Source organism: Alteromonas salexigens (genome assembly GCF_025628895.1).
GTDB lineage: Bacteria > Pseudomonadota > Gammaproteobacteria > Enterobacterales > Alteromonadaceae > Alteromonas > Alteromonas salexigens.
Genome location: NZ_JAOTJC010000003.1, coordinates 1 through 7,190, shown reverse-complemented (window position 1 = coordinate 7,190; position 7,190 = coordinate 1). Strand labels below are relative to the sequence as shown.

6 protein-coding genes are annotated in these 7,190 nt (G+C 49.6%); 2 read left to right on the top strand and 4 right to left on the bottom strand.

The features are described from left to right. Positions 1-135: 135 nt before the first annotated feature. On the bottom strand, positions 136-1,560 hold the full coding sequence (gene sthA / locus OCL06_RS01080) for a Si-specific NAD(P)(+) transhydrogenase (RefSeq protein WP_262991888.1): 1,425 nt from the start codon (positions 1,558-1,560) through the stop codon (positions 136-138). Between the two features lie 110 nt (positions 1,561-1,670). Beyond that, a complete protein-coding gene (locus tag OCL06_RS01075) occupies positions 1,671-2,798 on the bottom strand; it encodes an acyl-CoA desaturase (protein ID WP_262991887.1) in 1,128 nt (375 codons plus the stop codon). Positions 2,799-3,018: 220 nt separating this feature from the next. Between OCL06_RS01075 and fabR the strand changes: the two genes are divergently transcribed. Beyond that, the gene (fabR, locus tag OCL06_RS01070) at positions 3,019-3,615 is read left to right on the top strand and encodes an HTH-type transcriptional repressor FabR (RefSeq protein WP_262991886.1); all 597 of its coding nucleotides are present in this window, start codon (positions 3,019-3,021) and stop codon (positions 3,613-3,615) included. Here fabR and trmA read toward each other — a convergent pair. Continuing rightward, on the bottom strand, positions 3,612-4,709 hold the full coding sequence (gene trmA, locus OCL06_RS01065) for a tRNA (uridine(54)-C5)-methyltransferase TrmA (RefSeq protein ID WP_262991885.1): 1,098 nt from the start codon (positions 4,707-4,709) through the stop codon (positions 3,612-3,614). The genes fabR and trmA overlap by 4 nt on opposite strands. 161 nt (positions 4,710-4,870) lie before the next feature. Between trmA and OCL06_RS01060 the strand changes: the two genes are divergently transcribed. Further along, on the top strand, positions 4,871-6,181 hold the full coding sequence (locus tag OCL06_RS01060; RefSeq protein ID WP_262991884.1) for a DUF5610 domain-containing protein: 1,311 nt from the start codon (positions 4,871-4,873) through the stop codon (positions 6,179-6,181). A 60-nt stretch (positions 6,182-6,241) separates the two neighbouring features. Here the strand turns inward: OCL06_RS01060 and OCL06_RS01055 are convergent, their stop codons facing one another. Further along, complete coding sequence (locus OCL06_RS01055) at positions 6,242-6,703, bottom strand: RNA recognition motif domain-containing protein (RefSeq protein ID WP_262991883.1); 462 nt, start codon at positions 6,701-6,703, stop codon at positions 6,242-6,244. Between the last annotated feature and the right edge of the window lie 487 nt (positions 6,704-7,190).

Here is a 7,190-nt window from a genome sequence, read left to right as displayed (position 1 = left end):
CACGGGTAGTGAAGGGACTGCCTCGTAAATACCCTAAAAAGAAAAATGCCAGTCAGCTTAACTGACTGGCATTGGGCAGACTGCCGGTTTTTTTATGTCTGGAGCTGAGCCTCGCAGAAGTGCGAGGCGCGCAAATTAGAAAATACGGTTAAGTCCGTTCAGGGCCGCCACCCGGTAAGCCTCGGCCATTGTCGGGTAGTTAAACGTGGTATTTACAAAATAGTCGATGGTATTTGCATCGCCTTTTTGTTGCATGATTGCCTGACCGATATGTACGATCTCTGAAGCCCGCTCACCGAAGCAGTGGATCCCGAGAATTTCCTTGGTTTCACGATGAAAGAGGATTTTCAGGCTTCCCACCTGGGTAGAGGCTATCTGCGCCCGGGCCAGGTGCTTGAACTGGGCTCTGCCCACTTCATAGGGGATTTTTGCCTGGGTCAGTTCTTGTTCGGTTTTCCCTACTGAGCTAATCTCCGGAATGGTATAGATACCGGTGGGGATGTCTTCAACCAGCGCCGAATGGGTCTGGCCTTGCAGCATGGCTTCTGCTGCAAACCGGCCCTGATTATATGCAGCCGAGGCAAGGCTGGGGTAGCCGATAACGTCGCCTACCGCATAAATATTGTCGATACTGGTCTGATAGTTTTTATTCACCTTCAGCTGACCGCGGGAGTCTGCCTCAAGCCCCACGTTCTCAAGCTTCAGCATATCGGTATTGCCGGTACGCCCGTTGGCAAATAACAGGCAATCTGCGCGCATGCGCTTGCCCGATTCTAAATTCAGAATGACGCTATCGTCTTTACCTTCCACCGATTTATACGTTTCCGTGTGACGAATAACCACGCCGTTATTCCACAGGTGATAACTCAGTGCATCAGAGATTTCTGTATCGAGAAAAGACAGTAGCCGGTCGCGCATATTTACCAAATCAACCTTCACCCCCATGCCTCTGAAAATACTGGCGTACTCTGAGCCAATTACGCCGGCACCGTAAATGATGATGGATTTAGGATCATGGTCCAGCGACAAAATGCTGTCAGAGTTATATATACGCGGGTGGGTAAAGTCGATATCCGGCGGTGTATATGGCCGTGAACCTGTGGCGATGGCAATTTGTTTGGCCGTTATCGTGTCCCGGGAGCCGTCGGCACGGGCAATTTCCAGGGTATTAGCATCAATAAAGCTGGCTTCCCCATAATACAGACTGACACGGTTACGGTCGTAGAAGGAGGCGCGCAGGCGGGTTTGGGCCCGGATCACGCCACTGGCATGATTCATTATTTCAGAAAAAGTTAAGCTTCGGCTGACCCGGTTATCAGCGAACAGCGGTGTATTGTTGTACTCAATTAACCGGCTCACCGAGTGGCGAAGCGCTTTCGAGGGAATAGTCCCCCAGTGGGTACAGCCGCCGCCTACCGCTTCATAGCGTTCGACAACCGCCACACTCTTGCCGGCTTTAGCCAGCTGCATGGCCACCCCTTCGCCACCGGGACCGGTGCCAATGACAATGGCATCATACTGGAAAGATGCAGGTTTAGACGAAGTGGATTTTTTACTCATAGTCATAGGGCCTTTTGTGAAATCGGAGAGCGGCGCTGGGTGCCTGACACCCAAATTCTAGCAAGTTTTTGAATAGAAACAAAAAGCCCGCAAGAAGCGGGCTTAATCTATCAGGCAAACTGGTGGGAGAGCTGTTGTAACTGTAGCCACTTCTCACGCTGTACCGCCAGGGCGTGCTTGAGCTCCTTATACTTATAATCGAGCTCAAAGCGTTCCAGGCTGCGTTTCAGCGATTTCTGACGCACCGCCATCAGTCGCTTCTTTGTTGCGTAGTAGTCAGACATACGTTGCAGCAGCAAATCGTATTCAGTCTGGATTTTATGCAGTATTTCTTCCGCATTCGGTAAGCTGGACACTTTCTCGCTGGCCAGTTGAAGCTGCATAGCCAGCCGTGCTTTCTCTATGCGCTCTTCTGGACAACGGCGCAGGTTGCGGGTCAGGCCGACAAAAGACAGACCACGGATGAGCCACTTGGTCGGATCGAACTGCCACCACCGGATGCCATTGCGGTAATCATACTCAAAGATATGATGGAAGTTATGGTATCCCTCGCCAAAGGTGAAGAATGCCAGTATGCCATTATCCCGGGCACTGTTTTTATCGGTGTAAGGCTGCTTACCCCAGAAGTGTGCCAGCGAATTGATAAAGAAGGTCACGTGATGGACCAGCACCAGACGCAGTACACCCGCTACCAGGATCATGCCCAGAATGTCGCCATTCAGCCAGCCCAGTAAGCCGGTCACGCCAAAGTTCGCCGCAAGGACAATGGGCAGATAATACTTGTGTTGCCACATGACTACCGGATCTTTCTGTAAGTCACGGCAGTTAGTGTAATCGTTATACCGGTTGGCCTGGTATTCACGAAGCATCCAGCCAATGTGTGCAAACCACAGCCCTCGTGAGGCTGAGTAGGGGTCATTGTCTTCGTGATCCACATGCCGGTGATGAATGCGGTGATCAGATGACCAGTGCAGAATACTGTTTTGCAGTGCCATAGCCCCGCCGATGGCAAGGATAACCCGCACCACTATATTGGCATCATAGGTTTTATGTGACCACAAACGGTGGTAGCCGGCGGTAATCGACATACCGGTAAAGTAAAACAGCACAATGGCACAGGTTACTTCAACCCAGTCGATACCAACCAGATAGGCCCAGACGGGCACGCCGATGAAGGCGATAGTACCGGTTAAAATAAAAACCAGTACGTTGCTCATAATTATTGGTGGTTTTTTCATATATCAAACTTCAGCTTACAACTGTACGCTAATTTATCGTTTATCTGGCCAGCAGGCAAGTTAAAAACCGCCTGCCGGAGCCACCTAAGCGTAAACATTTCTTGGAGAGCTGGGCTGCATAAGGAACTTATCTTGCGTTTCAATCACTTGCGATTCAATAGTCGCACCACCGCGTTTTTGTAAGTTACAATAACGTATGAAGTGAGGAAGAGAGCCCGTTTTGAGCCGACAAGAACAAAAATTAAAAACCCGGGAAAACATTATTAACGCAGCATTTACCCTGCTCGATGAGAACCGCAGCCTGTCTGCAATCAGTCTCCGCGAAGTATCCCGGGCAGCGGGCATTGCCCCCACCTCATTCTATCGTCATTTCAAAGACATGGATGAACTGGGCTTAACCCTGGTTGATGAAGCCGGGCTGGCCCTGCGGCAACTAATGCGCCAGGCGCGCCGGCGCATCGCTTCAGGCGGAAGTGTGATAGGCACCTCGGTAGATACGTTTATGGAGTTTATTGCTGCCAACAAAAACGTGTTTCGGTTACTGCTTCGCGAACACACTGGGACATCAGCCGCATACCGTATGGCGGTATTTCGTGAAATCCAGCATTTTGTGGAAGAGCTGACCGACTACATAGTTGAGCAACAAGCGGTGGAATATAAACTGGCGAACGTACAGGCCGATGCCATGGTGCGGCTGGTGTTCAGTGCCGGTGCAGAAGCACTGGAAGCTGATCCTAAACTTCGTCAGTCGGTGGCGGAACGGGTGAAAACCCAACTACGTTTTGTGCAGTTGGGTGCCCGTCAGATGCGAGACTAAACTGCTTTTCGGGTCAGTTTTACTCCGGCTTCGATATGATGGGTAAACGGAAACTGATCAAACAAGGCGGTGTGCGTCACCTGATGGGTCTCATTGAGGATGGTCAGGTTTTCGGCCAGCGTCTCAGGGTTGCAGGAAATGTAGAGGATGTTGTCGTATTCCTGAATTTTCCTTAACGACGCCTCATCCAGTCCTGCCCGCGGTGGGTCGACCAGCACTGTTGTGAAATCGTACTCAGCCAGATTGATCCCCTGTAATCGCGAAAACTCTCGGATCCCTTTCATCGCCTCTACAAACTCTTCTGCTGAGAGCCTGACAATGTCCACATTGTCTAACCCGTTTACCTGAATATTGTATTGCGCTGCACTAACCGACGGTTTAGCGATTTCGGTACCAATTACCCGTCGGAAATTTGCCGCCAGAGGTACCGAAAAGTTGCCCGCCCCGCAGTACAGTTCCAGCAGGTCTCCACCCAGTCCTGCAGAAACATCCAGCGTCCATTCAATCATGCGGCAATTCACCTCGGCATTAGGCTGAGTGAAGCTATTCTCAATGTGTTTAAACAGATAGGTGCGTTCGAAGACCGGTAAGCGTTCGATTACGTAGTCGTTACCTAAAATCTGCTTTTGTTTGCGGGCTCGGCCAATGATACTGACCGGTGCATCAGTGTTCAGTTCATCCCGCAGCTTTTCGGCTTCTGCCAGCCACGCGTCATCCAAAGGTTTGTGATAAAGCAAGCTGATCACCAGTTCGCCTGACAAGGCGGACAAATAATCAATCTGAAACAACTTTTTACGCAACAGCGTGTTGTTACGTAGCTTCTCCATTAACACCGCCATCATATTATTGATGGTTTTGCTGGCAGGGGGGAAGTCATCGACCCGGTACTTTTCTTTGGTTTGTTGGTCAAACATGATGTGGTACAGGTCATCGCCGTCATGCCATACCCGAAATTCCGCGCGCATGCGGTAGTGTGTGGGCGCTGAGGCATACACCACGGCATCAGGTGCATCAAATTGTGATAACAGACCGTTCAGTCGCGCTTCCTTTTCACTAAGTTGCTGCTGATAGTCTTGTTGCAGGGATTTTGTCATGATGTCCTCGGTTACCAGTGGGCAGATGCGGGGGCGCATTGTAGTGGCTTTTGCGCGTTCTGCAATAATTGTTGACCATTATACCTCAGCAAATTTGCATTAAAATTAAACAAAATGGGGTGGGCGCCGATAACAAGGTTGAGGTTAGTGAGGATCAAATTATGAACGTGGGTCAAATCAAGGCATTCCTTGGTGATCAGAAATCATCTGTGCACCCGGATACCGCCATAAAGAAACAGCTGCAGGAAGAAGGGCTACGGCAAGCTGCTGAGTTTAAGCAAGCTCAGACATCAGCGGTGAGTGTTAGCAGTTCTAATACTGCCATCGGATTAAAGATATTCAGCGGCTCAATGACGCAGGCAGTCAAAATCGATGGTAAACAGCCATCAGTGCCGCCTCAGGAAAAAGCAGAGGACGGCAAAACGTCTTTATTCGACTTTGAAAAGGTGGCCAAAAACGTCATGCAATTTGTTGGCGGCGTGCTCGAGGGCGCTGCTCGCGGTGGTGCTGATAAGGGCAGGCTGTCAGAGCTATTCTCGCAGGCCCGTGAAGGGGTAGCGAAAGGCATTGCTATGGCCGAAAAAGATATAGGTGCGTTTATGAATGAGGATATCGCGGAAGGCATCGATCGCAGCCGATCACTCATTAAGGATCGTATTGATACGCTTGAAAACAAACTCTTTGGCAACGACACAGCACTCAGCAACGTAGCGTCACTGCAAGCCGGCGCCAGTGAATCACGTACCGGTAGTATTCTTATACGTACTCGCGATGGTGACGAGTTAACCCTGAGCTTTGAGTCGCTGCAACAGTACCGTTATGCGCAGCAAACCCAGGTTAGTGCCGGAGCCGCGACGGGACAGCCAGGCGAGGGCAGCAACGGTCCCGCGGTGGGAATTCAGCAAACCTCGTTATATGAGTACTTCGAACGCAGTGGCATGAGCTTTTCATTAAAAGGCGAGCTCGACGAAGACGAAATGAAAGCCATCGCGGATCTAGTCGGGCAGGCCTCGGAGCTGGCGGATACCTTTTTCGGTGGTGATATGGACAAAGCGTTTGAAGAAGCGCTGGCGTTAGGGTTTAACGACAAGGAGCTGGTGGGCTATGCACTGCAACTGAATCAGACCAAACAGGCGCAGGTGGTGGAGGCTTATGAGAGTATCCAGCACTATCGTGAGGACAACCAGGATGCTAATAAATACGGCAACGTGGTAAGCCCGGTCTCCCAGTACGTAGATAAAATGCTGTCTACCTTTAATAACGCAGGTGAAAACCTGCAGGGTGGAGATGATTACAACAATCTGGTGAACGGTATCATTAATGAAATGGAAGATGTGCAGGTGCCAGACCTAATCTCGGCGCTCAATCGCTTTCACAGTTTTAATCAACGGATATTGGATGCGCTGCCGGGCAACCAGCAGGTAGCCAGCGAAGCGGGTGACGACAGTCAACGTGATAACAGCGAAGCCTGAATGATACGGTAGCTGCTTTGCTTGCATAAAAAAGCCCGGACTCAGTCCGGGCTTTTTGTTTTACTCGTCAGCTTTGTCCTTTGCCGGACGAACCTTGAGGGTTCGTTCCTGAAAGGTGGTGTCATTCAATTTTTGAATGGTCTGATCGATGTCATCTGTTACTACTTCTATAAACCCGTAACCTTTACGTTTACCTGTACGACGATCTTTCATAAGGCGTACAGATTGAACCGGCAGAAAACGGCTGAAGTACTCTTTTACTGCGTCTTCATTTGCCTTATAGGGAAGGTTTCCCACGTAAAGCGTAGTTACGTCAGCGTCAGAGGGTGAAGATGAAGCCTGTTTAGTGGGGGTCGAATTCAACAGGGATGCTAACCAGGGGGTAAGCATGCCACTGATCAGCAATGCAGCTGATACAGATACAGGCAAACTTGCGCTCAAAGCAGCAGTAGAGAAAACGAGATAACCCGCGATGGCGAAAACCGCGCTAATAATTGCGCATTGAATAAAGCCTACTTTCATATACCTACCTTATATTGTTATTGATGATCATTGGAGGCTGCTCATAGTTTACTCATTTGCAGCGAAATGAACAATATTAAGTAGAAATCAGCGTTTTAAGGGCTCATTGGAGAGAGTTTTGTATCAAAAATAGACGGTTAAGAGCGTAATCTGCACTAACTATAAAAAAGATGCGAAAAGGTGTTGATCTTTAAGTTAGGGTCAGTACAATGCGCTCCACGTTCTGAGGGGGCTACAGCAACTTCAGGGCGAGGCACCAAATCAGCAAAATTTGAAATTAAAAAAACTTCAAAAGCTGCTTGACACTGCCGACAAGAGGTGTAAAATGCGCATCTCGCTTCGAGAGAGGCAAATCAGCAAGCCGGTAAGTAAAGCGGTTTTGCTTTCGAGCCAACCTGGTTGGTGGCGATAAAAATGTTCTTTAACAATTTATAACAAGACAATCTGTGTGGGCACTCGTTAAGAGTGTCAACAACGACGATTCATA

Coding starts and splice junctions, on each gene's coding strand:
- sthA (WP_262991888.1), bottom strand. CDS start 1,560: ATGAGTAAAAAATCCACTTCGTCTAAACCTGCATCTTTCCAGTATGAT.
- OCL06_RS01075 (WP_262991887.1), bottom strand. CDS start 2,798: ATGAAAAAACCACCAATAATTATGAGCAACGTACTGGTTTTTATTTTA.
- trmA (WP_262991885.1), bottom strand. CDS start 4,709: ATGACAAAATCCCTGCAACAAGACTATCAGCAGCAACTTAGTGAAAAG.
- OCL06_RS01060 (WP_262991884.1), top strand. CDS start 4,871: ATGAACGTGGGTCAAATCAAGGCATTCCTTGGTGATCAGAAATCATCT.
- OCL06_RS01055 (WP_262991883.1), bottom strand. CDS start 6,703: ATGAAAGTAGGCTTTATTCAATGCGCAATTATTAGCGCGGTTTTCGCC.